28 protein-coding genes, 1 tRNA gene and 1 pseudogene are annotated in these 25,017 nt (G+C 31.4%); 15 read left to right on the plus strand and 15 right to left on the minus strand.

Translation table 11 applies throughout. The features are described from left to right. Window positions 1–45: 45 nt before the first annotated feature. The 6 genes from sodB to L8X30_RS04755 form a co-directional block, all read right to left on the minus strand. Window positions 46–699, minus strand: a complete 654-nt coding sequence (sodB, locus tag L8X30_RS04730) for a superoxide dismutase [Fe] (RefSeq protein ID WP_263679257.1) — start codon at window positions 697–699, stop codon at window positions 46–48. 67 nt (window positions 700–766) lie between these two features. Beyond that, the gene (gene nrdG / locus L8X30_RS04735) at window positions 767–1,276 is read right to left on the minus strand and encodes an anaerobic ribonucleoside-triphosphate reductase activating protein (RefSeq protein ID WP_263679258.1); all 510 of its coding nucleotides are present in this window, start codon (window positions 1,274–1,276) and stop codon (window positions 767–769) included. Next, a complete protein-coding gene (locus tag L8X30_RS04740) occupies window positions 1,248–3,527 on the minus strand; it encodes an anaerobic ribonucleoside triphosphate reductase (RefSeq protein ID WP_263679259.1) in 2,280 nt (759 codons plus the stop codon). Before L8X30_RS04740 ends, nrdG begins: the two co-directional genes overlap by 29 nt. Window positions 3,528–3,658: 131 nt before the next feature. Next, complete coding sequence (locus L8X30_RS04745; protein WP_263663709.1) at window positions 3,659–4,273, minus strand: BspA family leucine-rich repeat surface protein; 615 nt, start codon at window positions 4,271–4,273, stop codon at window positions 3,659–3,661. Window positions 4,274–4,483: 210 nt separating this feature from the next. Beyond that, window positions 4,484–4,558: transfer RNA gene (locus L8X30_RS04750), tRNA-Glu, on the minus strand. A 69-nt stretch (window positions 4,559–4,627) separates the two neighbouring features. After that, entirely contained in the window at window positions 4,628–5,386 is a 759-nt protein-coding gene (locus L8X30_RS04755) for an exodeoxyribonuclease III (RefSeq protein WP_039640473.1), read from the minus strand. Window positions 5,387–5,484: 98 nt separating this feature from the next. Here L8X30_RS04755 and L8X30_RS04760 point away from each other — a divergent pair, with 98 nt between their 5' ends. The 4 genes from L8X30_RS04760 to pyrC are packed head-to-tail and all read left to right on the plus strand — an operon-like array spanning window position 5,485 to window position 8,604. Next, window positions 5,485–7,017, plus strand: a complete 1,533-nt coding sequence (locus tag L8X30_RS04760) for a phosphoethanolamine transferase (protein WP_263679261.1) — start codon at window positions 5,485–5,487, stop codon at window positions 7,015–7,017. After that, complete coding sequence (locus L8X30_RS04765) at window positions 7,017–7,388, plus strand: diacylglycerol kinase (protein WP_087699066.1); 372 nt, start codon at window positions 7,017–7,019, stop codon at window positions 7,386–7,388. The genes L8X30_RS04760 and L8X30_RS04765 overlap by 1 nt, the downstream gene beginning before the upstream one ends. Further along, window positions 7,373–7,603, plus strand: coding sequence for a helix-turn-helix domain-containing protein (locus L8X30_RS04770; RefSeq protein WP_263679262.1), 231 nt, complete (start codon window positions 7,373–7,375; stop codon window positions 7,601–7,603). The genes L8X30_RS04765 and L8X30_RS04770 overlap by 16 nt, the downstream gene beginning before the upstream one ends. Before the next feature lie 8 nt (window positions 7,604–7,611). After that, the gene (gene pyrC, locus L8X30_RS04775) at window positions 7,612–8,604 is read left to right on the plus strand and encodes a dihydroorotase (protein WP_263679263.1); all 993 of its coding nucleotides are present in this window, start codon (window positions 7,612–7,614) and stop codon (window positions 8,602–8,604) included. A gap of 9 nt (window positions 8,605–8,613) precedes the next feature. On the opposite strand, the gene L8X30_RS04780 is transcribed toward pyrC, so the two are convergent. Next, a complete protein-coding gene (locus L8X30_RS04780) occupies window positions 8,614–9,312 on the minus strand; it encodes a class I SAM-dependent methyltransferase (RefSeq protein WP_263679264.1) in 699 nt (232 codons plus the stop codon). 60 nt (window positions 9,313–9,372) lie between these two features. On the opposite strand from L8X30_RS04780, the gene L8X30_RS04785 reads away from it, so the two are divergent. From L8X30_RS04785 to L8X30_RS04795, 3 genes are read left to right on the plus strand one after another with little or no spacing between them, the layout of a single operon-like run. Further along, window positions 9,373–10,209, plus strand: coding sequence for a metal ABC transporter solute-binding protein, Zn/Mn family (locus L8X30_RS04785; protein WP_257396477.1), 837 nt, complete (start codon window positions 9,373–9,375; stop codon window positions 10,207–10,209). Further along, window positions 10,206–10,955 (plus strand): metal ABC transporter ATP-binding protein, encoded by a 750-nt coding sequence (locus L8X30_RS04790; protein WP_263679266.1) that lies wholly within the window; start codon window positions 10,206–10,208, stop codon window positions 10,953–10,955. The genes L8X30_RS04785 and L8X30_RS04790 overlap by 4 nt, the downstream gene beginning before the upstream one ends. Next, window positions 10,948–11,757, plus strand: coding sequence for a zinc ABC transporter, integral membrane protein (locus L8X30_RS04795; RefSeq protein WP_039625059.1), 810 nt, complete (start codon window positions 10,948–10,950; stop codon window positions 11,755–11,757). Before L8X30_RS04790 ends, L8X30_RS04795 begins: the two co-directional genes overlap by 8 nt. A 9-nt stretch (window positions 11,758–11,766) precedes the next feature. Here the strand turns inward: L8X30_RS04795 and L8X30_RS04800 are convergent, their stop codons facing one another. The 3 genes from L8X30_RS04800 to rpmI form a co-directional block, all read right to left on the minus strand. After that, window positions 11,767–12,675 (minus strand): DNA ligase, encoded by a 909-nt coding sequence (locus tag L8X30_RS04800; protein ID WP_263679269.1) that lies wholly within the window; start codon window positions 12,673–12,675, stop codon window positions 11,767–11,769. Further along, window positions 12,653–13,006, minus strand: a complete 354-nt coding sequence (rplT, locus tag L8X30_RS04805) for a 50S ribosomal protein L20 (RefSeq protein ID WP_039617097.1) — start codon at window positions 13,004–13,006, stop codon at window positions 12,653–12,655. The genes L8X30_RS04800 and rplT overlap by 23 nt, the downstream gene beginning before the upstream one ends. A gap of 98 nt (window positions 13,007–13,104) precedes the next feature. Next, the gene (gene rpmI, locus L8X30_RS04810) at window positions 13,105–13,296 is read right to left on the minus strand and encodes a 50S ribosomal protein L35 (protein WP_263679270.1); all 192 of its coding nucleotides are present in this window, start codon (window positions 13,294–13,296) and stop codon (window positions 13,105–13,107) included. 145 nt (window positions 13,297–13,441) lie between these two features. Here rpmI and L8X30_RS04815 point away from each other — a divergent pair, with 145 nt between their 5' ends. The 8 genes and pseudogenes from L8X30_RS04815 to L8X30_RS04850 all read left to right on the plus strand — a co-directional run bounded on the left by L8X30_RS04815 (window position 13,442) and on the right by L8X30_RS04850 (window position 18,660). After that, window positions 13,442–13,639, plus strand: coding sequence for a hypothetical protein (locus L8X30_RS04815; protein ID WP_263679271.1), 198 nt, complete (start codon window positions 13,442–13,444; stop codon window positions 13,637–13,639). 131 nt (window positions 13,640–13,770) lie between these two features. Then, window positions 13,771–13,992 carry a hypothetical protein gene (locus tag L8X30_RS04820; RefSeq protein ID WP_263679273.1) on the plus strand — a complete coding sequence of 74 codons (222 nt, stop codon included), beginning with the start codon at window positions 13,771–13,773 and terminating at the stop codon, window positions 13,990–13,992. 69 nt (window positions 13,993–14,061) lie between these two features. After that, window positions 14,062–14,367, plus strand: coding sequence for a YkgJ family cysteine cluster protein (locus L8X30_RS04825; RefSeq protein ID WP_139471045.1), 306 nt, complete (start codon window positions 14,062–14,064; stop codon window positions 14,365–14,367). 1 nt (window position 14,368) lies between these two features. Then, entirely contained in the window at window positions 14,369–15,367 is a 999-nt protein-coding gene (locus L8X30_RS04830; RefSeq protein WP_263679275.1) for a hypothetical protein, read from the plus strand. Between the two features lie 36 nt (window positions 15,368–15,403). Next, window positions 15,404–17,029, plus strand: coding sequence for a hypothetical protein (locus L8X30_RS04835; RefSeq protein WP_263679276.1), 1,626 nt, complete (start codon window positions 15,404–15,406; stop codon window positions 17,027–17,029). Window positions 17,030–17,039: 10 nt separating this feature from the next. Next, complete coding sequence (locus L8X30_RS04840) at window positions 17,040–17,450, plus strand: hypothetical protein (RefSeq protein WP_263679278.1); 411 nt, start codon at window positions 17,040–17,042, stop codon at window positions 17,448–17,450. 18 nt (window positions 17,451–17,468) lie between these two features. After that, window positions 17,469–17,774, plus strand: coding sequence for a hypothetical protein (locus L8X30_RS04845; RefSeq protein ID WP_263679280.1), 306 nt, complete (start codon window positions 17,469–17,471; stop codon window positions 17,772–17,774). A 20-nt stretch (window positions 17,775–17,794) separates the two neighbouring features. Continuing rightward, a pseudogene (locus tag L8X30_RS04850) lies at window positions 17,795–18,660 on the plus strand (helix-turn-helix transcriptional regulator). On the opposite strand, the gene L8X30_RS04855 reads toward L8X30_RS04850, so the two are convergent. The 5 genes from L8X30_RS04855 to L8X30_RS04875 all read right to left on the minus strand — a co-directional run bounded on the left by L8X30_RS04855 (window position 18,657) and on the right by L8X30_RS04875 (window position 25,007). Continuing rightward, a complete protein-coding gene (locus L8X30_RS04855) occupies window positions 18,657–19,748 on the minus strand; it encodes a DNA adenine methylase (protein WP_263679282.1) in 1,092 nt (363 codons plus the stop codon). The pseudogene L8X30_RS04850 and the gene L8X30_RS04855 overlap by 4 nt on opposite strands. 34 nt (window positions 19,749–19,782) lie before the next feature. Beyond that, window positions 19,783–20,304: a translation initiation factor IF-3 gene (gene infC, locus L8X30_RS04860; RefSeq protein WP_039617082.1), complete on the minus strand. Its 522-nt coding sequence runs from the start codon at window positions 20,302–20,304 to the stop codon at window positions 19,783–19,785. Beyond that, window positions 20,301–22,112: a threonine--tRNA ligase gene (gene thrS / locus L8X30_RS04865; protein WP_263679283.1), complete on the minus strand. Its 1,812-nt coding sequence runs from the start codon at window positions 22,110–22,112 to the stop codon at window positions 20,301–20,303. The genes infC and thrS overlap by 4 nt, the downstream gene beginning before the upstream one ends. 106 nt (window positions 22,113–22,218) lie before the next feature. After that, a complete protein-coding gene (locus L8X30_RS04870) occupies window positions 22,219–23,025 on the minus strand; it encodes an undecaprenyl-diphosphate phosphatase (protein WP_263663693.1) in 807 nt (268 codons plus the stop codon). After that, window positions 23,022–25,007 carry an OPT family oligopeptide transporter gene (locus tag L8X30_RS04875; RefSeq protein WP_263679284.1) on the minus strand — a complete coding sequence of 662 codons (1,986 nt, stop codon included), beginning with the start codon at window positions 25,005–25,007 and terminating at the stop codon, window positions 23,022–23,024. The genes L8X30_RS04870 and L8X30_RS04875 overlap by 4 nt, the downstream gene beginning before the upstream one ends. Between the last annotated feature and the right edge of the window lie 10 nt (window positions 25,008–25,017).

Below are 25,017 nucleotides of genomic sequence, written 5' to 3' on the forward strand. Positions count from 1 at the left end.
TTTGTATTTAGTCTATTTTACGGGGTTTTTCTTAAAAAAACTTGATTATTTTACAGGGTGAAGTTCGTTTGCATAGAAGCTTACTGAGTTCATGCCTTCTTTAATAGCCCATTCATAAGCTTTTGCTACAAATTCCCAGTTAATGTGCGCGTAGAATTTTTCTAAATACGCAGGGCGCACATTGCGGTGATCTACATAGTAAGCATGCTCCCATACATCAACTACTAAAAGCGGAACTTTACCTTCAGTGATAGGTGTAGCAGCATTGCTTGTAGCTACTAGTTCTAATTTTTGATTTTGAGTGTTATAAACTAACCAAAACCAACCAGAACCAAATACCCCTGTAGCTCCTTTGATAAATTCTTCTTTTAAATTTTCCATAGAGCCAAAGTCTTTTTCAACTGCTGCTTTAAACTCAGCACTCAAAGAACAGCCACAGCCACAGCATGTTTTTGGCTTAATGCAATCAAAATAAAAGTCATGATTATACACTTGAGCAGCGTTGTTAAAAACTCCACCATTTGAATTTTGTATGATATAAACTAAATCTTTTCCTGCAAATTCAGTATCTTTGATAAGATTGTTTAGGTTATTTACATAAGTTTGGTGGTGTTTGCCATGATGAAATGCAAAAGTTTCTGCACTTAAAAAGTCTCCAAAAGCGTCTGCTTCATAAGGTAGTTTTCTTAATTCAAACATATTGTTCTCCTTTTTTAAATTTTATAACATTCTAACATAGTTAAATTAAAAAAGACTAAATGAGTCTTTATTTTTCAAAAAGTATTACTTTGCCTTGCTCTAAGCTTTTTGCTACATCGATAATGCGTTGATTTTTACTACCTTTAAATTTTAAAGATAAGTCTTTTTGCTCTAAAATAAACTTCCCATCTATCAAAACATCAGCTAAGATAAGTAATTCTTTTTTTGATTTTTCTTCTAATAGCTCTTCATAAGTAAAGCCTGTATATATGGTAAGATCAAGTCCTAAAGCCTTAATGTGTTTTGCTAGAATACTTATTTTTTTTGCTTGCATAAAAGGCTCTCCACCACTAAAAGTAACACCTTGAAGCAAAGGATTTTTACAAATCTCATTATACAAACTTGCTAAATCTTGCAAATATCCTTTGTTAAAATCGTGCGTTTGTGGGTTATGACAGCCTTTGCAATGATGAGGGCAACCTTGAGTAAAAATCACATAACGCAAACCATAGCCATCGACTATGGATTCTTTTATAACACCAGCTAATCTAAGAAAAATCGTGTTTAATTCTTGCATGAACTTCAGCTTTTTTAGCGTCATTAAAACGATCAAGCGTTCCTACTAAATAGCCTGTGATTCTTCTTATGCGTTCGAATTTAATATCATCTTCTTTTCTATGGCACTTTGGACAAAACTCATCTATCACACCACTGTAACCACACACTGGATCCCTATCTAGCGGGAAATTAATCGAGCCATAGCCTATATTGCTTTCTTTCATACATTTTATAATGCGTTCAAAACTTTCTAAATTCTTACTCACATCGCCGTTTAATTCTACATAAGTAATATGCCCGCCATTATTTAGCTCATGATATGGAGCTTCTATTTGAATTTTTTCATATATGCTAATAGGAAAATCTACAGGAATATGAAAAGAATTGGTATAAAAATCTTTATCGGTTATGCCTTTTAAAATGCCGTATTTTTTTTGATCTAGTTTTAAAAATCTTCCACTTAAACCCTCAGCTGGAGTAGCTATGAGTGAAAAATTAAGCTTATCTTTGAGTGCTTTTTCATCGACAAATTCACGCATAGAACGCACTATTTGTAAGCCAAGCTCCCTTGCTTCTTGGCTTTGTCCATGATGAGAACCTATCAAAGCTATTAAACTCTCACAAAGTCCTATATAACCTATAGCCAAAGTTCCATGTGCGATAACTTTTTCTACGCTATCATTTTCTTTTAAAGTATCTGAATCTATCCAAATTCCCTCGCCCATTAAAAATGGGAAATTTTTAACCTTTTTTAGACTTTGAATTTTATATCTATGAAGTAATTGCTCATACACAAGCTCTAATTTTTCTTTTAAAAGTGAGTAAAAAAGCTCTAAATTTCCTTTAGCTTCTATAGCTAAACGCACAAGATTTATACTGGTAAAGCTTAAATTTCCTCTGCCACTTGTGATTTCTTTACTCTCATCATAAACATTTGCCATAACCCTAGTTCTACAACCCATATAAGCTACTTCGCTGTTGTAATCACCCTTTTTATAGTATTTTGCGTTAAAACTTGCATCTAAAAAGCTAAAATTTGGAAAAAGTCTTTTAGAAGCACATTCTATGGCAAGCTTAAAAAGCTTGTAGTTTGGGTCTTTTTCATTATAGTTAATACCTTCTTTTACTTTAAAAATTTGCACAGGGAAAATTGGCGTTTCGCCATTTCCTAATCCTTTCATCGTGGCTTTGAGTAAATTTTCTATTACCATTTGCCCTTCAAAAGATGTATCGGTGCCATAATTTAGCGTGCTAAAAGGCACTTGGGCTCCTGCTCTTGAGTTCATAGTATTAAGATTATGCACTAAAGCTTCCATAGCTTGAAAAGTCGCATCTTGGGTTTGCTTTAATGCTCTTTTATAAGCATAAGCATTTGCTTGTTTTAAAAAATTCTCATCACTATTTAAATCAAGCCTTAAAAGCTCTTTGAAGCATTCTTTTTCGCTTGAAGCTTGAAAATTAGCATTTTTAAAGCATTGCTCATCTAAATTTTGTTCTAATCTTATTTCAAAAAAAGCAATTAGGGCTTTTTTATACTCTTTTTGAAAAGTCTTTGCCACACCTTTTGCCATAGCAAAATCAAAATTGGGTATAGACTGGCCTCCATGCATTTCATTTTGATTAGCCTGCAAGGCAATGCAAGCTAAAGAAGCGTAAGATCTGATATCATTTGGCTCACGCAAGCTTCCATGTCCTGTGCTAAAGCCATTTTCAAAAAGCTTTAATAAGTCTATTTGACAGCAAGTTTGTGTTAGCATATAAAAGTCTTTATCGTGTATGTGTATATCGCCGTTTTTGTGTGCATTTGCGATATGTTTTGGCAAAATACACTCATCTACATAGTATTTTGCACCTTCTGAGCCATATTTTAACATCATACCCATAGCGCTATCTGAATTAATATTTGCATTTTCTCTTTTTAAGTCAGCTTCTTTAGAATCTTTAAAAGTTAAATCATCATACAAACTTAGCAAATCATAGCTACCATTGCGAATTTGTGCTCTTTTTTGACGGTATAAAATATAAGATTTTGCAGTATTGACTAAGGCATTTTTGATTAAAACTTCTTCAACTTTATCTTGAATTTGTTCTACTTGTATGTGTTTTTCATCCAGTAAAGCTACAACCTCATCGCAAAGTTTATCTAAAAAATCATTATTTAATTTTTCATCTGTGGAATTTATATTGGCTTTAAAAATAGCATTTTTGATTTTAAAAATATCAAATGCAACTTGGCTTTTATCTCTTTTTATAATAAATTTTATTCTCATGGAAATTTTCCTAAAAAATAATCTTTAAGCACTATAAAATAGTACTTTTAAAAGATAAGTTTAGTACAAAAACTTGATGAAAAACTTAAAGAAATAAAAGAAAAATTCACACAAAAAATGTGTGAATTTGATTATTTTAACTCCACACCTTTTACAGCATAAAGTTTATCAATACCACGATTTCCAAACATTTTATCAGTATTACAATCTCTTTGGATATTCCACTCATCTAGCTCGTGGTGAAAATTTTTACAATTATGGAAAAGATAGGCCATGGTAATTACATTTTGCACATCCCAGCTTGCCACATTATGCTCATACGCATGGCAGTTTTCAAAACAATGTGCCATTCTGATTACATTAGAGGTTTTCCAGTGCAATAAAGAATGATTAAATTTAACACAATTAAAAAACATATAAGACATATCTTTTAAATTTTGTGTATTCCACTTTGATAAGTCTTTGTTGAAATTTTTGCAGTTAAAAAACATACTTGCCATATTTTCGACATTTGAAACATCCCAGCGTGATAAGTCTGCATTAAAACTTTCACAACAATAAAACATATAAGACATATCTTTAGCCTTAGATACATCCCAACGCTCAATACCCAAAAAATCTTTTCTAGTAGAACAATAAAAAACGAATGAAAAATCTTCTATCAAAGAAACATCAATATCTCTTAGAGAAATTCTTTCATTATGCACCAAATTCATCAACTCATTTTTGTTTTTAACTTTATACATTTTGTCCCTCCTTTTTGTATATTTTAAAAAACAAGTGTGAAGTCAATATAAATTTAATGAAATTAAACAAAAGATTTGGAATATTAATAATTATTAATTTAAAATTAACTTAATATAAATATATATTTACAAAATAATAAATAATTATAAATAAATAGATGAATTTTGATAAAAAATGAAAAAAATAATACTGTGGAGAAAAATATAGAGTGGTGACCCATACGAGACTCGAACTCGTGTTACCGCCGTGAAAGGGCGATGTCCTAACCGCTAGACGAATGGGCCAACTTGCAATTTGAAGACAAAATTATAGCAATTTTTACTTAATAATTATTTAAGACATCAAAAAATGCCTTAAATATCTATTTCTATCCCTACAGGAGCATGATCTGAACCAAAAATATCATCTCTTATAAAGGCATTTTTGAGCTTATCTTTTAAGCCATTAGAAATGAAAAAATAATCAATCCTCCAGCCTACATTTCTTTCTCTTGCTTTCATTCTATAGCTCCACCACGAATACTTTTCTTTAATATCACCATTTATATGTCTAAAAGTATCTATAAAGCCTAATTTTAATAAATCATCTATCCAAGCACGCTCAATCGGCAAAAAGCCTGAAGTTTTTTCATTAGCTTTTGGATGAGTTAAGTCTATCTCACGATGAGCAGTATTTACATCTCCACATATTATGATTTCTTTTCCTTCTTTTAAAAGCTTATCTAAATACACTAAAAAATCATTATAAAATTTCATTTTAAAGTTTAAACGCTCTTCATCTTTTTGACCATTTGGAAAGTAGATATTAAACAAAACTACATTTTTAAAGCTATGTTCTAAAACCCTACCCTCATCATCATCAAAAAATTCACATTTTTTGACTTCACTATCAAAATTACACAAACTCATTACACCAGAATACCCTGCTCTTTTAGCACTATTTGAATACATATGTTTAAAAGGATATTCATAAATTCTTTTTGGAAATTTATCCTCGTGTGCTTTAATTTCTTGAAAACCTATAAAATCAATTTCTTCTTTTTCAATCCAATCCAGTGCGTTTTTATCACAAATTGCCCTTAGGCCATTTACATTCCATGATAATAATTTCATAAAATACCTTTATCAATCTTCTTTTGTTGCTATTTTATATGTGATTTATTAATTTTATTCAAATAGACTAAGTTTTTATTTTATTCCAAAGGAAAAAAATGCACCTAAAACTTTCATGGACAAAATTTACCCTTCTTAATGCGGTTTTCATCATGGCGTTTAATTTCCCGTTGTTTGAGTTTGTATATGAAAAGATAGATCAAAACACTATGCTTTTTAGTGTGTTTTTTGGAATTTATTTTTTCTTGGTTTTGGGCGTTTTATCTTTGATATATTTTCCCTATATCACCAAAATTTTAAGCATATTTTTACTTAGTACTTGTGCTATTTGTAGTTATTTTGTTAGCAATTATGGGGTTTTAATCGATGATCATATGATACAAAATGTCGTTGAAACAGACAATAGGGAATTTTTTTCTTATTTTAATTTTTCCTTTGCTTTGTATATTTTAACCTTTGTGATTTTTCCTAGTTTGCTTGTGATTTTTACTAAGATTGATTATCAAAGATATTTTTTCAAAAAAAGTGTATTATTTTTAATTTCTTTGGTGTTTTGCTTTGCTTTAGTAGCTCTTAGTTCAAAAACACTTTTGCCTTTTTTAAGATCACACAATATCGTTAGAATGTATAATTTGCCATTTTATCCAATATACTCAAGCATAGAATTTACAAAGAAAAAGCTAGCAGGTAAAAAAGAACTAACTATCATTTCAAATGATGCAAGTTTAAAAGATATCAATACAACTAAGCTTATGATTTTAGTCATAGGTGAAACTGCTAGAGCGAGTAATTATTCTTTAGGTGGATATAGTACAAATGATACGAATTTTTATACCAAAAATGAGCTAAATTTAGTGTATTTTAACGATGTAAGCTCATGTGGAACGGCTACTGCAAGAAGTTTGCCTTGTATGTTTTCAAGACACAAAAGAGTAAATTTTGAAGATGGATTATACGAAGAAAATGTTTTAGATATCTTGCAAAAGGTTGGAATACAAAGTATTTGGTTTGGTAATAATTCAGGGGGTTGTAAAGGAAATTGCGATCGTATAAAACACAAACTCATTGCAAAAGACTACGATGAGAGCTTACTTGAACTTGTAAAGCAAGAACTTGAAAATGCAAATTCAAATAAAATCATCGTTGTACATTTGCAAGGCTCACATGGGCCAACTTACTATAAACGCTATCCAAATGCATTTAAAAAATTTATGCCAACATGTGATACAAACAAGCTAAATACCTGCTCACACGAACAAATCATCAACACCTATGATAATACTTTACTTTATACAGACTTTATTATAAAAAGCCTTATAGATATGCTTAAGCAAAATCCTACCAAAGAAGCTTCTTTGCTTTATTTATCAGATCATGGAGAAAGTTTAGGTGAAAATGGAATTTATCTTCATGGTATGCCTTATTTAATAGCACCAAAAGATCAAAAACATATACCGATGATATTTTGGAGCAAAGATAATAAATTAAGCCAAGATTTACAAAGCAAAAAAGACTATAAACTTTCTCAAGACAATCTTTTTTCAAGCTTACTGGGGTATTTTGGTGTAAATAGCAAAGAATATGAGGCAAATTATGATATATTTAGCAAAAATTTAAAGGAAAATCCTTAATGAAGCCGAAATATTCTTTATTTAAAAATGCAAGCTATGCCTTTAGCGGAATTAAATTTTTACTCCAAGATGAAATGGCTTTTAGGATAGAATTTGCCATTATTTTACCTTTGATTTTTGCAAGCTTATTTTTGCCTGTGAGTTTTTTAGAGCATTTTGTGCTTGTATTTGTTTTGGTGCTAATTTTAATCGTAGAAGCACTAAATTCTGCCATAGAAGCTTGTGTGGATCTTTGTACGAGCGAATTTCACATCTTAGCTAAAAAGGCAAAAGATTGTGCGAGCGCTGGGGTGTTTTTTAGCGTGGTTTTAGCTATAATTACTTGGAGTTTTATTCTTTTTGATTTGGTTAGAGAATGGATGATAAAGTAAAAATACTATGTGAAAAAATATTTGGTAAAAAACGCTTTGAAATTTTAGAATTTTTAGCCCTTCATGCTAATGAAGATGGCTTTGTCTTTGCAAACATAGAAGAACTTTCTAAACAACTAAACATCAGCAAACCAACCATCATTTCTACTTTTAAATTTTTAGAAGAAAAAGCTTTGCTTGAAAAACTCAAAAACGGCTTATATAAACTCAAATAGGAGATAAAATGACACTTAAAAACCCTTTGGATATGCATTTACATTTACGCGATGAAAGCATGCTTGAACTTGTAGCTCCATTTAGCGCAAAAGACTTTAAAGCAGGGGTTATCATGCCAAATTTAATCACCCCACTTACTGAAACAAACGCATTAAAAGCTTACAAAGAACGTATTTTAAAAGCATGCAAAAATGAAGATTTTACGCCTTTAATGACTTTATTTTTTAAAGACTATGATGAGCAATTTTTAGAAAAAATCAAAGATGAGCTTTTTGCCATAAAACTTTATCCTGCAGGTATCACTACCAACTCAGATAATGGAATTTCAAGCTTTGATATAGAAAAGTTAAAACCCACATTAAATGCTATGAGTGAGCTTGGACTGCCTTTGCTAGTGCATGGAGAAACAAATGATTTTGTAATGGATAGAGAAGCAAATTTTGCTAAAATCTATGAAAAATTAGCTAAAAACTTTCCAAAATTAAAAATCGTAATGGAGCATATTACCACTAAAGTTTTGTGTGATTTGTTAAAAGATTATGAAAATTTATACGCAACTATCACTTTACACCATTTGATGATAACGCTTGATGATGTAGTGGGTGGCAAGATGGATCCACATTTATTTTGCAAGCCTATTGCAAAACGCTATGAAGACAAAGATGCTTTATGTGAGCTTGCTTTTAGCGGTTATGAAAAGGCTATGTTTGGAAGCGATAGCGCACCTCATCCATTACACACTAAAGAATGCTGTGGGTGCGCAGCTGGAGTATTTAGTGCGCCAGTGATTTTACCTGTGTTGGCTGAACTTTTTAAAAAACACTCAAATGAAGCAAATTTACAAAAATTTATTTCAGATAATGCTTGTAAAATTCATAATCTTGAATTTGAAAAAGATAAAATCATCACTTTAGAAAAACAAGAATGGCAAGTAGCACAAAAATACGGCGATGTAGTGCCATTTATGGCAGGAAAAACTTTAAATTTCAAGGTTATTTAGCCTTGAAATTTAATTAATAATCAGAAGTTTTATCTTAGCTTCTATAATCTCTTCTACCTCATCTTTTACAAAACTTTCTAACTCTTGTTTATTTGCATTAACACCATTCATACTCAAATGCCACAAAGCATTTTCTATCGCACTTTCTTTATCTCTTTTTACCACTCTAGTTTCATTAAAAATTTCACTCTCATAAGGGATATTTTGCGCATTTAAAAAACCTTGCAAATCCTCTTCGTAAAAACCTTTAAAATGCGTGTTAAAACGCTCGAATATAGGATCTAAAAAGCTACTTTTACGCCTACTTGCCCAGCCTAAATACACTTTTTTAGAAGCTAAGCTTAAAAAAGCTTGATAGTCTTTTTCATTTTGCAAAGCAGGAGACATACTTAAAAAGACTAAGTCAAATTTTGTATTATTGTTTTTATAAAAGTTTTCAAAGTCTAAATTTAGGGTTTTTACATTTGATATGGCATGAGTTTTTGCATCTTCTTGTAAAATTTCAAGCATGGCACTAGAGCTATCTACGCCCAAAACACTTTTTGCTTTTTGTGCTAAATGCAAAGTCCAAACACCACTCCCACAGCCTATATCTACCACGCTTTTATCTTGTAAAGATCCAAGTCTTGAGAAAGTAGCTTTTTGAATTTCGTTTAAACTAGGATTATACCTTGCGTAGCTTTTTGCTTTTTTATTCCATAAATTCATCTTCACTCCTTATTTTTTCTAATATAGTATAATATTTTTTTGTTTTTAGAAAGGAAAATTATGCGTGTATTGTTTTTGTGTTTGATTTCATTTTTAAGTATATATGCCAAAGATTTGGTAAGTGTTAGTATAGCTCCACAAGCTTACTTTGTAAAGCAAATTGCCAAAGATACTTTAGATATTAATATAGTCATACCACCTAATGCAAATGAGCATACTTTCGAATTTAAACCAAGTGGTATTTTAAAACTTGAAAAAAGCGATATTTACTTCACAGCAAATTTAGAATTTGAAAAAATTTGGATTTTAAAACTTAAAGATAATCTCAAAAATACCAAAATCATCTCTACTCAAAATGGTATTGATTTTATACCTTTGCAAGAGCATGCACATGAAGGACACCATCATCATGGAGATGACCCTCACACATGGCTTGATCCACTTTTAGCAAAAACTCATGCTAAAAATATCACTTTAGCACTTATAGAACAATACCCGCAAAATAAAGCATTTTATGAGCAAAATTTAGAAAATTTCTTAAAAGAAATGGATGCATTAAATTTACAAATACAAGCTTTATTTAAAAATGCAAAAAACAAGCACTTTTTAGTCTATCATCCATCTTGGGGGTATTTTGCCAAAAGATATCATCTAAGTCAAATTCCTGTTGAAATAGAAGGCAAAGAACCTAAGCCAAAAGACTTAGCCAAGCTTGCAAAACTCATACAAAAAGAGCAAATCAAAGCTATTTTCGTGCCAAAAGGTGCTAATAACAATACCATTAAAGCTATGGCGAGTAATTATAATCTTAAAATCATAGAACTTGATCATTTGCCAAATGATTATAAAAATGAGCTTTTAAAAGATGCAAAAAATATAGCAAGCGTTTTACAATGATAAAAATCAATATTAAAAATTTAAACTTTTCATATAATCAAGATGAGGTTTTAAAAAATATCAACCTAAACTATGAAAGCAAAGACTTTTTAGCCATAGTAGGGCCAAATGGCGGGGGTAAATCTACACTTTTAAAACTCATACTAGGCTTACTAAATAGCCATAAAAACATAAACTTTGAAAACTTAAGTTTAAAAGATATAGGTTATGTCCCACAAAATACTTTAGCTAATCCAAACTTTCCAGTGCGCGTGCTAGAAGTGGTGATGATGGGAAGGGTGGATAAAAAATTCTTTGGTTTTTATACCAAAAAAGATCAAGAGCAAGCCTTGCTAGCCTTAGAAAAAGTAGGTATGAAAAATTTTTGGGATAAAAAAATCAACGAACTAAGCGGAGGTCAAAGACAAAGAGTTTACATCGCAAGAGCTCTAGCAAGTGAATGCAAGCTTTTGATCCTTGATGAGCCTACTGCAAGTATAGATACCAAAGGCTCGGTGCAGATTTTTGAGCTTTTGAAAAAATTACACGAAAATGGGGTTGGTGTGATAGTAATATGCCATGATTTAAATGTAAGCTTAGCTTATGCAAATAAAATCGCGTATTTAAATAAAGAATTATTCTTGCATGAAAACACCCCTGAAAAAAAGGCGCATTTACTAGCGCATTTAAGCCAAAATCATACGCATTTTTGTGATGTGGAGCTTAGCTTGGAGCAGTGTTGCTGCGGAGGAAAAAACCATGCTTGAACTTTTATCTAGCTCTTTTATACAAAATGCTTTTTTGGCTGCATTTTTAACTAGCATTGCTTGTGGGATTATGGGGACTTTGATCATGATCAACCGCTTAAGCTCTATGGCAGGAGGCATTACGCATGGGGCTTTTGGGGGTATAGGTATAGCATTTTATTTTGGTTTGCCAGTGCTTGTTAGCACGAGTTTATTTACTCTTTTTTTAGCCTTGCTTGTAGCATTTTTAGTGCAAAAATATCCTTTTAGAAGTGACAATATAGTCGGTGTTATATGGGCTTTTGGAATGGCTGTTGGTATCATACTCATAGACTTAACCCCTGGGTATAATGGTGATTTAATGGGGTATTTATTTGGTAGTATTTTGTCTGTACCTACGCAAGATATAGTTTTATTTGCAGTGATTGATGTGATTTTTATCATTTTAGTATTGCTTTTTTACCGCCAATTTGAAATTCTAAGTTTTGATAAAGAATTTGCAAGCTTAAGAGGGGTTAAAACCAATCTTTTTCACTATCTTTTAATCGCGATGATGGCTTTTTGTATCGTTATAAGTATCAAAGTAGTAGGACTTATACTTGTGATAGCTTTGCTTAGCATACCTGCATTTATCGCTGAGAGTTTTTCTAAAAAGCTTGGACAAATGATGATCATCTCTACGCTTTTGAGCATAAGTTTTTGCGTGATAGGGCTTTTTGTAAGTTTTTATTACAATCTTGCAAGTGGAGCTTGTATCATAGCAAGTGCTTGTATAGCTTTTGTGCTTTATCTTTGTTTTAGTGCTTTTTTAAAGAAAAGTTGAAATTTACTTTTACTTTAAAATGCTATTTTCATGTACTCTTAAAAAACTAGCAAATTTTGGCTTGCCATTTTTGTTTAAGCCATTGTATTTAAAAGTGATGATAGCACCAATTGGTGGAGGGTTTAAGCGATCGCTTTCTTTAAAACCTGAACCTATCTTAAAACTTACTTTTTTACCCTCAATCACTGCTTCACAAAGCAAAGATCCCATTTTGCCTTCAAATTTTCCCTTACCTTCAAAATGCTTTTTCACAACACATTCTGTATCATCAAAAGGTTTTAGTTTGTAAGCATTGTTTGATCTTTTCTTTTCACAAGGTGCGTTGTTTGATCTTATAATCACGCCCTCGCCTTTTTTAGAAATGATATCTTGGTAAAATTGCTTTAAATGATTTTTATCTTTAATGCGAATTTGTGGGATGATTTTTATAAAATCATTTGGATTTTTAGCCAAAAACTTTTTTAAAACTTCTAATCTTGCTTCTAAAGTACAAGGATCAAGCTTAAATTCCTCGCAAGCATTTGGCACATCAAAGACATTATAACTTACTTTTTGCCAAAGCTTTTCATCAGGATTTTCTTGGCGTATTAAAGATGAAATTTCTTCAAAAGAAGCTCTTTTTATCCAAAGTTCTCCATCTAACTCAAATTTAGGAAAATTTTTTGCGAAAAATGAAGGAAGTTTTATAACATTTCCTGCTCTTGTTCGCATAGACTTACCACTCCAAAGTCCTCTTACGCCATCGAGTTTTTCGCTCATGAGATAATGGCTTAAATTTATATCTTTAAATGATTTTTCATCATAAACTTTAAAAAGTAAAATATCTTTTGCAAAAAAAGGATTTAAAAAGAGAGTAAAGAGAAAAACAAGGCTTATAAAAAGCCTTGCAGTAAGATTAAAGTGCTTTTTTAGCAGCATCTGCTATTTTAGCAAAAGCAGCTGCGTCATTCATCGCTAAATCAGCTAAGATTTTTCTATCAAGCTCAATGCCTGCTTTTTTAAGACCATTTATAAATCTTGAATAACTAATATCATTTAGTCTGCAAGCTGCATTGATACGTACTATCCAAAGACGACGGAAATCACGTTTTTTGCGGCGTCTATCACGATACGCATAAACCAAACTTCTTTCTAATTGTTCTTTAGCTTTTCTAAAGTGTTTGCGGCGACCACTATAAAAACCACGCGCAAGTTTTAAAACTTTTTTATGTCTGCGGCGTCTTACAACACCTGTTTTTACTCTTGCCATATTTATCCTTTCACAAATTGGCGTTCGTTAAACGAATCTTGCCCTTTAAAATAAGGGGAGTTTGAATGACTTTCGTCAAAAACTAAATTTAAGCGAGCTTAAATTCCTAACATTTTCTCAACCGCTTTAACATTGGTTAAGTGAACATACTTAGAAGTGCGAAGATCACGCATTCTTTTAGCAGGTTTTTTAGTCAAAATATGGCTTCTATAAGCAGCGCCCCTTTTGATTTTATTTTTACCTACTTTGAAGCGTTTAACAGCACTTTTAACGCTTTTCATTTTTGGCATGTGTATCCTTTGGATCAATTTTTTCATAAAAGAAAGCTATCATTTTACTATAACTATGCTTTAGAAAAATTAAATTTTTATATGACACAACCTGTCACAAGGGTTAAATATAATTTATTCAATATTTCACAAATAAGGAGAAAAAATGCTACCTTTAATATTAGGTGGAGTAGCTTTAGCTGCAACTGGATATGGCATAAAAAATGGTACGATAAAGCTAAAGAGAATGATGTTTTCAAAAACAACAATAAAAGTTTTAGCATGCAAGATAATAAAAAAACATACACTGCAAGTGATTTTTACAAACCTAACTCAATATTCAACGAAAAGCAGGATACTCTAAACAATAACAAATCAAAAGAAGATGAAGAAATAGCTATGAAAATGGAAGCTGTGTTTGGAAAGCAATTTTAGTAATATACACTAAAGACTATCTATCATAGCAACAAATAATCACATTAAAAGGAGTTGTAAATGGCGGTTGTAATTGGCATTATAGTCATGATAGCTACTGCTATATGGGCTATTGTCTGCGGAGCCTTTTGGGCTTTATTTATATTTGTAGTGTGGTGCGTTATTTTACCAAGTTTATTTTTTATAGAAAAATACGAACTTATAAATGTAGTGGTTTCTTACGTGCTAATTTTAGCTGGTGTAATGATACTTACAAGGATAATTAAAAGTAAACAATACTAAAAAACCTTGACAATACGGGGGGGGGGTATTGATATAATTGACATAAAAAATAATAAGGAGGGTTAAATAATATTAAAACATAATTTTCCTTGCACTTCATGTGGAGCATGCTGTAAAAATATTAATGGCATTGAAGAGTTGAAACACTTTAATATAAATGGTGTTTGCATTAATTTACAAGAAGATAACTCTTGTAAAATTTACAACGAAAGACCCTTAGTATGCAGAGTGGAAGATTTTTACAATAAATATTTTAAAGACACTATGAGTAAAAAGGATTTTTATAACGAAAATATAAAAATATGTAATTTATTGCAAGATAAATTGAAGCTAGATAAAAAATACAAAATAAATTTAATAACAAAGGAGATTTAAAATGGCAGTTCCATTTATTTTAGGCGGAATAGCTTTAGCAACGGGTATATTTGGTGCTAAAAAAGCATACGATGGTTATCAAGATAAGTGTGCAGCAGAAGAGTTAGATAATGATGCTAAAGCTATTTTTAATTATGCAAAAGAAAATTTAGATGTAGCTAGAAAAAATGCTGAACAAGCTTTGGAAAATTTAGGGCATGCAAAGCTACATATTCATCAAAATTCTTTCAAAGAGTTTATTGATATTTTTTCTAAACTTAAAAATGTAGAAAGTAGTGATTTTTCTAAAGATGATTTAAAATTTAATATTAATGAATTTATAGAATTTACCAAAGAAAGTGTAATTGACTTTACAAAATTAGCAGCAGGTGGGATAGCATCTCTTGGTGCTGGGGCTTTAGCTGGTCTTGGAGCTTATGGTAGTGTTGGATTACTTGCAAGCGCTTCTACTGGAACTTTGATTTCTACACTAAGTGGTGCAGCAGCTACTAATGCTACTTTAGCATGGCTTGGAGGAGGTAGCCTAGCTGCAGGTGGATTTGGAATGGCTGGTGGAATGGCTGTTTTAGGTGGTATAGTAGCTGCACCTGTTTTAGCAGTTGGAGGATTTTTATATTCTAAAGTTGGAGAGCAAGCTTTGGACGAAGCAAAAAGTAATCTACATAAAGCAAAAGCAGCAGCAAGTGAAATGGATACTGCAAGAATTGCTACAACAGCAATCGGTTCTATTGTAAATGAATCTCTTATAGCTATACAAAATTTAGATGGAATTTTAATTAAAGAATTACAAACTTTTAAATTAATGATTATAAGAGAAAATGATTATTCTAAATTTACTAATGGTGAAAAAGCATATACTCAATTTATTGTCAATTTAGTGAAAGCAATTAGTGGTATTTGTAAGGTAAATGTACTAACTGAAGATGGCATAGTAAATAAAGAATTTAAAAAAGCTGTCCAAATAGCACAAAATTTAAATAAAGAAATACAAACTATTTAAAAGCGGAATTTCCGCTTTTAAAATAAGGAAGATATCATGAATACTGTATCATTGTTTGATGAATTACTAGAAGAACTAGGGACACAAAGTTTAGCAAGATTACCCATCAATATATTTAATATCAACTCATATGAAGCCTATATGGAAAGTGTAAAACTTACAACAAATATGCAAAAAGCTACGCAACAACATGGCAACAACCCAAATGGTTTTGGTCAATTTTATGAAACACTAGAAGTTGGTAAAGAAAACATCAGCAACGCATATAATAAAAATAAAAATAGAAGCTTCACAACAGATGAGCTTGCCGAAATAAGCAAAGTCTTCAAAGAGGAAAATATTGATCTATACAAAAAAGAGACAATTTTGGCAAATTATAGCGATGAAGAAATTAAAAATTTGACAAACAATGTCAATCTAGACAACTTAACCAAAACAAATCATACTATAGTAGATACCGTAACTTTAAACGAAAAAGGCGAAATAGCTAAAACAGAACAATTAAAAGCTGTTAATGATAGTATATTTGGAAAAGAATATAATAGATATTTTGAAGCGATTAAAAATGGAAATTTAGACTATATTAAAACTGATAAAGAAACTTACGAAAGGGCGCAAAAAGAGATAGAAAAATTAGAAAGCACTATAGAAAAAGCATCCGAAGAAGAAAAAGAGTCTTTAAAAAAAGAACTTGAGACAAAGAAAGAGATTTTTAATCATTTAAAGAAAAACGAACCTACAAACCATACAGACAAAGATAAGGCCTTAAAAGAAGTATATATTATTCAAGCAAAACAAGCTGCCATAAATGTTTTTCAAACTGGAGCTAGTGATGCTGGTGTTGTTGTTCTTAGTACATTTGCAAGCGGTGTTATAGCTGAACTTAAAAGCGAATTTATAAAAAAAGAACATGAGGATTTTGAAGTAAGATTTAAGCGTTTGTTATCAAGAGTAATTGAAAGCGGGAAAGATGCTTTTATAAGAGGAGCTAGCTATGGTATTATAGATGTTATTGTTGGAATTGCTTCGCAATATTTTAAAAGAATTGGTGGGCACTTAAAAGCTTTGTGGAAAAATTTAAGAAGTAGTTTAAAATCTATATGGAATGCAATATATGCTTATATAACTGGTAAAATTAAAAGTTTTGATGAACTTATAAAAGTGATATTAAAATCTTTGTTTTCAGCTATCATGACTATATTTGCAATTGCCTTAGAAGAACAAATTTGTCAAGCATTAGGTGGAAGTCAATTAGCTCAAATTTTATCCATAGGAATATCCATTCTCATTTGTTCATTAGCTGTGATTTTATTTTATAAAACTGTTGAAATAACAATAAATAGCTTTGTTGCAATTTTTGCTAAGGCGAATTTAGCTAAAGCAAGAAGAGAAGAAGTTGAAATGGTTTTTGATAAAATCATGCCTAAAATGATAGAAAACCAAGAATCTTTGGAAATTTTCATAGATGATTATATGCGTGATTTAAAAAATACTAGCAATATGAGTTTTCAAGAATTACAAACCGCCTTAAATAACAGTAACTATACACAAGCAAATCAATCTATTATAAACCTTGCAGAAAAATTTGGTGTTGATGATTTATTTAAAACACGAAAAGAATTTGATGATTTTATGTTTAGCAATGAAAATTTAAAAATATAAAAGGAATAAAATGGGATTTTTAGATACTTTAAAATCTATAGCAATTAGTGCAAAATGTAGAATTGGGTGGCACGGAGGAACTTACAGCAATGAAGAAGGAAAACCTCAATGCTATCTTTCAAAAACATGCCCTGACTGTAATGAATATATCAGTAAATACAATCACAACTTTGCAGAAAGAGTTATAACAGATCCGTACTCTTGCAGAGGTTATGAAGAATGTATTTATTGTCAGCACAGAGAATTTGGAACATATCACAAATTTGAAAAAGTAAGAAAAAATGAAAGGTGTCAGATAATAGAAAAATGCTCTCAATGTGGAAAAGAACGCTTAGGCGATATACAGCATTCTTGGGTACAAATTCCTTTTACAAATAAAGATGTTTCTATTAATGGAAAAAGAAAATGTAGAGATTGCTGATATATTGAACAATAAACCATGCTAAACAAACTGCCTCAACTTTTTTCATTGCTTTTTAGCTATAAATCAAACATCTTTGATATCATCTCAAAGCCAAAGCAAGCTTATACTTACACTAAGCTTGCTTTAGAACTAAAAGAGCTTTATGAAAAAGAAAATGACAAAACCGAAGCTGCTTTTATCATCCTAGATAGAGTACTTAAATTTAAAAAAGAAAATCCTGATGATTTTGATGATTTTTTAAAGCTTATTCAAGAGCTTTTAGCCACTTATGAAAACGATCCAAAAACAATCAAACAAAACATCAAAGATTTGCTAAAATAAATAAAATAAAAAGGTTGTATATGGAAAAAGACAAGCTTTCTACGCGTTTAGTTTCTATACTGCAGTGTTTAAACAATGGCGAGCGTTTTAGCTTAGAAGAGCTTGCGCAAGAATTTAATGTCAGTATTCGCACTATACAAAGAGACTTGCATGAACGCCTTGCTTTTATCCCTATAAAAACAGAAAATGGAAAGTATTTTTTAAAGGCTATGTTTTAGGAAAATTAAGCTTTAAAGATATACAAAATTTTGCTATTTTAAGCGGTATAGGTAGGCTTTATCCTAGTTTAGATAAAGAGTTTTTAAACGACTTGCTTAATGAAAAAATCAATAAAGCCTTTTTAGTCAAAACCCAAAGCTATGAAACACTCGATAGAGAAATTTTTGAAGAACTAAGCGTAGCTATCATAGCAAAACACTCCATTAGCTTTCACTACAAAGAAAAACACAGAAAAGCTAATCCATACAAACTCATCAATATTGACAACATATGGTATCTTTTAGCAGATGAAAACGATACTTTAAAAACCTTTACTTTTTCTAAAATCACACAACTAAGAGTGGAAAAGAAAGAAATTTTTACCCCAAAAGAAGAGTTTTTAAAACAAATTCAAAAAGATCAAAGTAATTGGATTAGCAAAGAAAACAAAGAAGCTATTTTAAAGCTTGATAAAAAAGCTAAAGAATATTTCTTAAGAAAAAATGGCCTTACTAAATACGAATTTATAGATGAGGATGAGAATTTCATTTATATCAAGGCATTTTATACCTATGATGATGAGCTTTTAAATTTAATAAGATATTGGATACCATATATTAAAATAAACAAACCTATTGCTTTAAAAGAAAAGCTTTTTGAGCAATTAAATACATACATGCAAGATTAGCGTTTTTTTAATACATAGAGTTGTTCTTGTATATGCATAGAGCGTTTAGAAAGGTTTCTACTAGCTCTAAAGGCATTATACTTTTGCTCAAGCACAAAGCATTCTCCAAGACTTTGAAGTCTTTTTATGAAATTTTCTTTTTTTACAAAACCCTCACAATTATAAGAAAGCAATACAATCTTAGCTTTTAAATCATTTATCAAATCAAACAAAGCATCTTCAGCTTTTTTCTCTTTGTTAAAAGCACTGCGGTTCCAGTCTTTTGGTATGCCAGAAACCTTTGAAATTTCCTTTGGCTTTTTATAATTAGCGATTAAATTTAACATAAAATAATTTGATCCATAAGGGTGTTGATTATAAGGTGGGTCTAAATACGCTACATCAAAGCTATCAAGCTCTTTAGCTAAAATATTTGCATCTTTTTGAAAAACCTCATATTTACAAGTAAAATTTGAAAAAATAGGCATTTTTAAAGCTATATCACCCTTTATACGACTAAGCGCATTTGCTCCATTTCCTCCAAATTTTCCCACTCCATTTTTATCTTTATAAAAGCCTTTAAAAACCCCGCTTGTATTTGCATGCACACTTGCTTCATAGATAAGCGGTGCGATGAAGTATTTTTGTATATTACTTGGCAGGCTTGAAATTTTTTCTCGCATAGAGTCTAAATACATCGCATTTTTAAGCGTGTAAAAAACTCTTTCATCTTTTTGGATATGTTCATCATCATTTGGCGCATAAAGCTTACTTATAAAGCCTTTTTTGAGTTTTAAATCAGAAATTAAAAAAGCATAATATTTTTGTAATTCTTGTAAAAAATGTGCATTTTGATTGCTTAAATAACACTCATTGATGATTTTAGAATAATCTTCCAAATCATTTGCCATGATAAAACTCGCATAAGGCCTCACAAAACGCGAAACTACACCTGAACCGCTAAATACATCACAAAAACTAAATTTATCTTTTTTAAGCTCATTTTGTGCGAATTTAAAGCCTTGATTTAAAAACTCAAGCAAGGATCTTTTATTACCAAGATAAGTTATGATTTGTTCTTTTAAAAATTGTGGATTTTCTTCTAGCATAAGTTTAAAATACAAGCCTTAGAAAGGCTTGTGATTATTTTTTCTTTTTAGGAGTTACTAGCATATTTACATAGCGTCCTTCGAGTAAAGGCTCTTTGTCTCTATCTGCTATATCTTCAACCATTTGCCAAATTTTTTCAAGCAACGCCACCCCTGCTTCAGGAGAGCCCATCTCACGACCTTTTAAAAACACTCTAAATTTAACATGCTTGCCTTGCTCTAAAAACTCACTTGCATGTTTGACCTTATAATTAATGTCATTTTGAGCGATTTTCACAGAAAGTTTGATTTCTTTTATATCAATAACTTTTTGTTTTTTCTTTGCTTCTTTTTGTTTCTTTTCTTGTTGATAACGGAATTTTCCATAATCCATTATCTTACATACAGGTGGTTTGGCTTCGGGGGCTATCATCACCAAATCAAGCCCTAGTCTATTTGCTATATCTAGCGCTTCATCACTACTAATAATGCCATAAACCTTGCCATCATCACCTATACATCTGATTTCATCTGCTTGAATTTCTTCATTTAGCAATACTTCTTTTTCTTTACTCAAAAGCGTACCTCACTTAATTTCTCCTTTGTTAGGGTTATAAATTCATCTAAAGTCATTGTTTTTTGTTCTTTTGCTCTTCTATCTCTTAAAGCCACACTTTTGTTTGCTACTTCTTCATCACCTAAAACAAGTATCATAGGCACATGTGCTTTTTCAGCGGTGCGGATTTTTTTATTTAAGCTTTCATTTTTATTATACACTTCACTATCAATGCCAAGTTCTAAAAGTTTTCTTGCTATTTCTTTTGCATAATCATGATGATTTTGTGAAATAGGCACTATAGCTACTTGAGTTGGTGCTATAAAAAATGGCAACTCACCCGCACAATGCTCTACTAAAATTCCTATAAATCTTTCAAAAGAACCCAAAATAGCACGGTGAAGCATTACAGGTTGTTTTTTCTCATTATCTGCATCTGTGTATTCGAGTTTAAAACGGCTTGGTAAGTTAAAATCTACTTGTATAGTTCCACACTGCCATTTTCTTTTTAGCGCATCGGTAATTTTAATATCGATTTTTGGACCATAGAAAGCTCCACCGCCCTCATCAATGCCATATTTTAAACCTTGCTCATCTAAAGCTTCTTTTAAAGCCTTTGTAGCTATATCCCAAATTTCATCATCGCCTATTGCTTTTGCTGGGCGTGTTGAAATTTCCATTTCATAATCAAATTCAAAAGCCTTCATCAAAGTATCAACAAAGCTTAAAATCTCTAAAACTTGTTCTTTTATCTGACTTGGCATACAAAAAATATGCGCATCATCTTGAGTGAATTCTCTTACCCTAAAAAGCCCGTGTAAAACTCCACTTTTTTCATGGCGGTGTACCACACCATATTCAAAAAATTTCAAAGGTAAATCACGATAGCTTCTAACATCACTTTGATAAATTTTAATATGCCCTACACAATTCATCGGCTTAATGCCATATTCTTGCTCATCAATTTGCGTAAAATACATATTTTCTTTATAGTTTGCATAATGCCCACTAATTTTCCACGCATCAGCTTTTAAAAGTTCAGGCCCACGTACAGGCTCATAACCTCTTAATCTATGTGCTTTATATAGCAAATGCTCTAATTTACTTCTTAATTTTGCACCATTGCTAAGCCATATAGGAAGCCCACCGCCTATTTCATCATCAAAGGCAAAAAGCTTCATTTCATTACCAAGTTTTCTATGATCTCTTTTTTTAGCTTCTTCAATGATTTTTAAGTATTCATTTAAACTTTCTTTATCTGCAAAAGCAGTACCATAAATTCTTGTGAGCATTTCTCTTTTTTCATCACCACCCAAATACGCACCAGCTACACGAGTAAGCTTGAAAAATCTTAAATATCTAGTATTTGGCACATGAGGTCCACGGCATAAATCTTCAAATTCGCCTTGCTTATAAATACTTACTTTTCCATCAGGAATTCTTAGTAAAACTTCTTGTTTTAAATCATCATTAGCAAATTTTTCTTTAACCTCAGTCTTTGAAAGTTCGTATTTTATGATGTCTAGCTTTGCTTCTGCTAGTTCTTTCATTTTCTTTTCGATTTTGCTTAAGTCTTCTTCTGAAATCTTGCTATCAACTCTAAAATCATAATAAAACCCATCTTCTATCACAGGTCCTACGAAAAATTTAGCCTCTGGATATAGACTTTTAATCGCTTGAGCCATTAAATGCGCACAAGAGTGACGGATAACTTCTAAACTTTCTTTAGAATTATCAAAATAAATCGGAGTTAAATTCGTGTCATTGTTAAAACTTTGAGTATCTACCAAAGTTTCATTATTTGCATATGCAATTATATCTTTTGTCATTTCTACCCTTAACACTCACTAACCTTGTGAGCTTAAATTAAAATATAAGACTAATTTTAGCTATGAAAAACTTAAACTTTTTTTAAATAAAGGATATTTTTATATTTCAAACACCCGTTCTTGATATATCTAAAACACCACTCATAAAAAGGTATAAAAATACAAAACCTAAAATTATCCTATAAATTCCAAAAGGTATAAAGTTTATCTTGCTAATTAATTTTAAAAATATTTTAATTACCACAAAAGCCACTATAAAAGCTGTTACAAAACCTATGGCTAAAGGAATGAAATTATTCATATTGCTTAAAACTTGTGGTTCTTTATAAATGCTATAAGCTGTTGCAATAATCATGGTAGGAATTGCAAGTAAAAATGAAAATTCAGAAGCCACTTTACGATCAAGCCCAAGCAATAAGCCACCTATAATACTTGCTCCACTTCTTGAAGTACCTGGTATGATAGCAAGAGCTTGAGTTAAACCTATCAAAAAAGCTTGTTTATAACTTACCTCATCTAAAGAATGTATATCATAGTCTTTTTTTCTATGTTTAAGCTCTATGATGATAAAAACAATCCCACCAATGATTAACATAGTAGCCACGGTATAGCCATTAAATATCTCTTTTAAAAACTTATATGCTATAAAACCCACTCCACCTGCAGGCAAAAAGCCCACAGCAAGTTTTAACCAAATATCAAGTTTTTGAGTTAGTTTATCTTTGAAAATAAAAATCACCGCTAGTATAGAACCAAGTTGAATAATGATAAAAAAACTTCTCCAGAAATCATCTATGTTTAAACCCAAAATTTCAGCACCCAAGATCATATGCCCTGTAGATGAAACAGGTAAAAATTCTGTCAAACCTTCGATAATCCCTAAAATCAAAGCATAATAATAATCTAAATTCATTTTTTAAGTACTCTTCTTGCAAAAATTAGCATAATCGCTACAAAAACTACAAAACCTATAATCCCATCGTCTTTAAATGAAGTTGCAATAGCAAGTGGATCTTCAGCCCCACCTCTACTAATAGAAAGCACAGTTAAACCAGCTATTAGCACTCCAAATAAACTCTCACCTACTATCAAACCAGAGGCAAATAAGGTTCCTTTTTGCTCATGCTCTTGAATGAGTTCTTTTTTATGTGCATTTTTAGCATATCTTTGCTCTAAACGCTTTTTGATTAAATACGCTAATAATCCACCTATAAACAAAGGCATATTAACAGCAGGTGGTAAATATATACCTATACCCACAGCTAAAGGCGGCAAAGACATGTTTTTCTTTCTTAATAAACGATCGACGATAATTATACCAACGCCCACAAAAGCTCCCGCTATAATATAACTCCAATCGATATTAGCGTTAAAAATGCCTTGTGCTATAGTACTCATCAAATTTGCTTGTGGTGCAGCAAGTGCATTTGCCTCATCCATTCCTTCTCTTGGCATTGCACCCACAAAACCATAAGCTTGGTATAATAAATTTAAAACAGGAGCGATAGCTAAAGCTCCAAACACACAACCTATAATCAAAGAAACTTGCTGCTTCCAAGGAGTTGCGCCCACTAAATAGCCAGTTTTTAAATCTTGTAAATTATCGTTAGAAATAGCAGCAGTTGCTAAAATAACACTAGTAGTAAAAATAGCAAAAGCGATGGCAAATTTAGACATTAAAGGATCGCTAAATAAATCTACTTGATAACCCAAAAGTAAAATAATCAAAGAAGAAATCATAATCCCAATAAGCCCTATACCCGAAATAGGAGAAGATGATGAACCCACCAAACCTGCCATATATCCACAAGCAGAAGCTACAAAAAAGCCTATGAAAATAGCTACTAAAGTTCCTACTAAGGCAAAAAGAATTTGATAGCCACTTGCTAAATTTGAATCAGCCACAAAAGCGTAAAATGAGACAAACAAACCTATACACATAAGTACAAATAAACCTAGCATAGCTTTTAAAGATAAATCCATATCTTTAGGATCTTGTGAAAGATTTAACGAGGTTTTTTTAAGCATATTTTTCATGCCATCATATACAGGTTTTGCAAGTTCTATTAAAGTCCATAATGCTGCTATGGCAATAGCTCCTGTGCCTATTAAACGTACTTTTTGAGCCCAAATTTGATTAGCTATATCAAGTGCACTTAAACTCGCGTCAAAACTTTCTTTAGCAGAAAAATATGGCACAAAAACCATCCAAGCAAGTACCATACCCGCAAGCAATGCAACACCTCCAGCTATACCTACTAAGTATCCAGCACCCAAAAGTGCCACTGAATAACCCATAGAAAAGCCAAAAGTCATTTTTTGCCAAATAAATGCAAAACTACTTCCACTTGAAAGTAGTTTAAAACCACTTGAAAAAAGACTTATCACAGAAGCAAGAGCCACACCGAGTGTGATTTCTTTTAAGCCTACTTTTCCTTTTTTATCGGCTTGATCTTTATTAGCTACTTTTAAAATTTCAGCAGCAGCTCTTCCTTCAGGATAAGCTAATTTACTCTCTACCACCATAGCTCTACGCAAAGGTATGGTAAAAAGCACGCCCAATCCACCCCCACAAAGACAGAGCATAAAAGTAAGCCAAAGTGGAAATTCAAACCAATATCCACACATAAAAAGACCTGGTATAACAAAAATCACAGCCGAAAGCGTACCTGCGGCTGAAACTTGAGTTTGAACCATATTATTTTCTAAAATATTAGAGTCTTTAAAGATTTTTAAAACGGCCATTGCAATCACAACAGCAGGAATAGAAGTAGAAAAAGTAAGACCAACTTTAAGCCCCAAATATACATTTGAGGCAGTAAAAATAATCGTTAAAATACTTCCTAGTATTATACCCCTAAGCGTAAGCTCCGGTAGTGAATTTTTTGTATACATTTTGCTTCTC

The sequence above is a fragment of the Campylobacter sp. CNRCH_2015_0338h genome (genome assembly GCF_025772785.1).
Classification (GTDB): domain Bacteria; phylum Campylobacterota; class Campylobacteria; order Campylobacterales; family Campylobacteraceae; genus Campylobacter_D.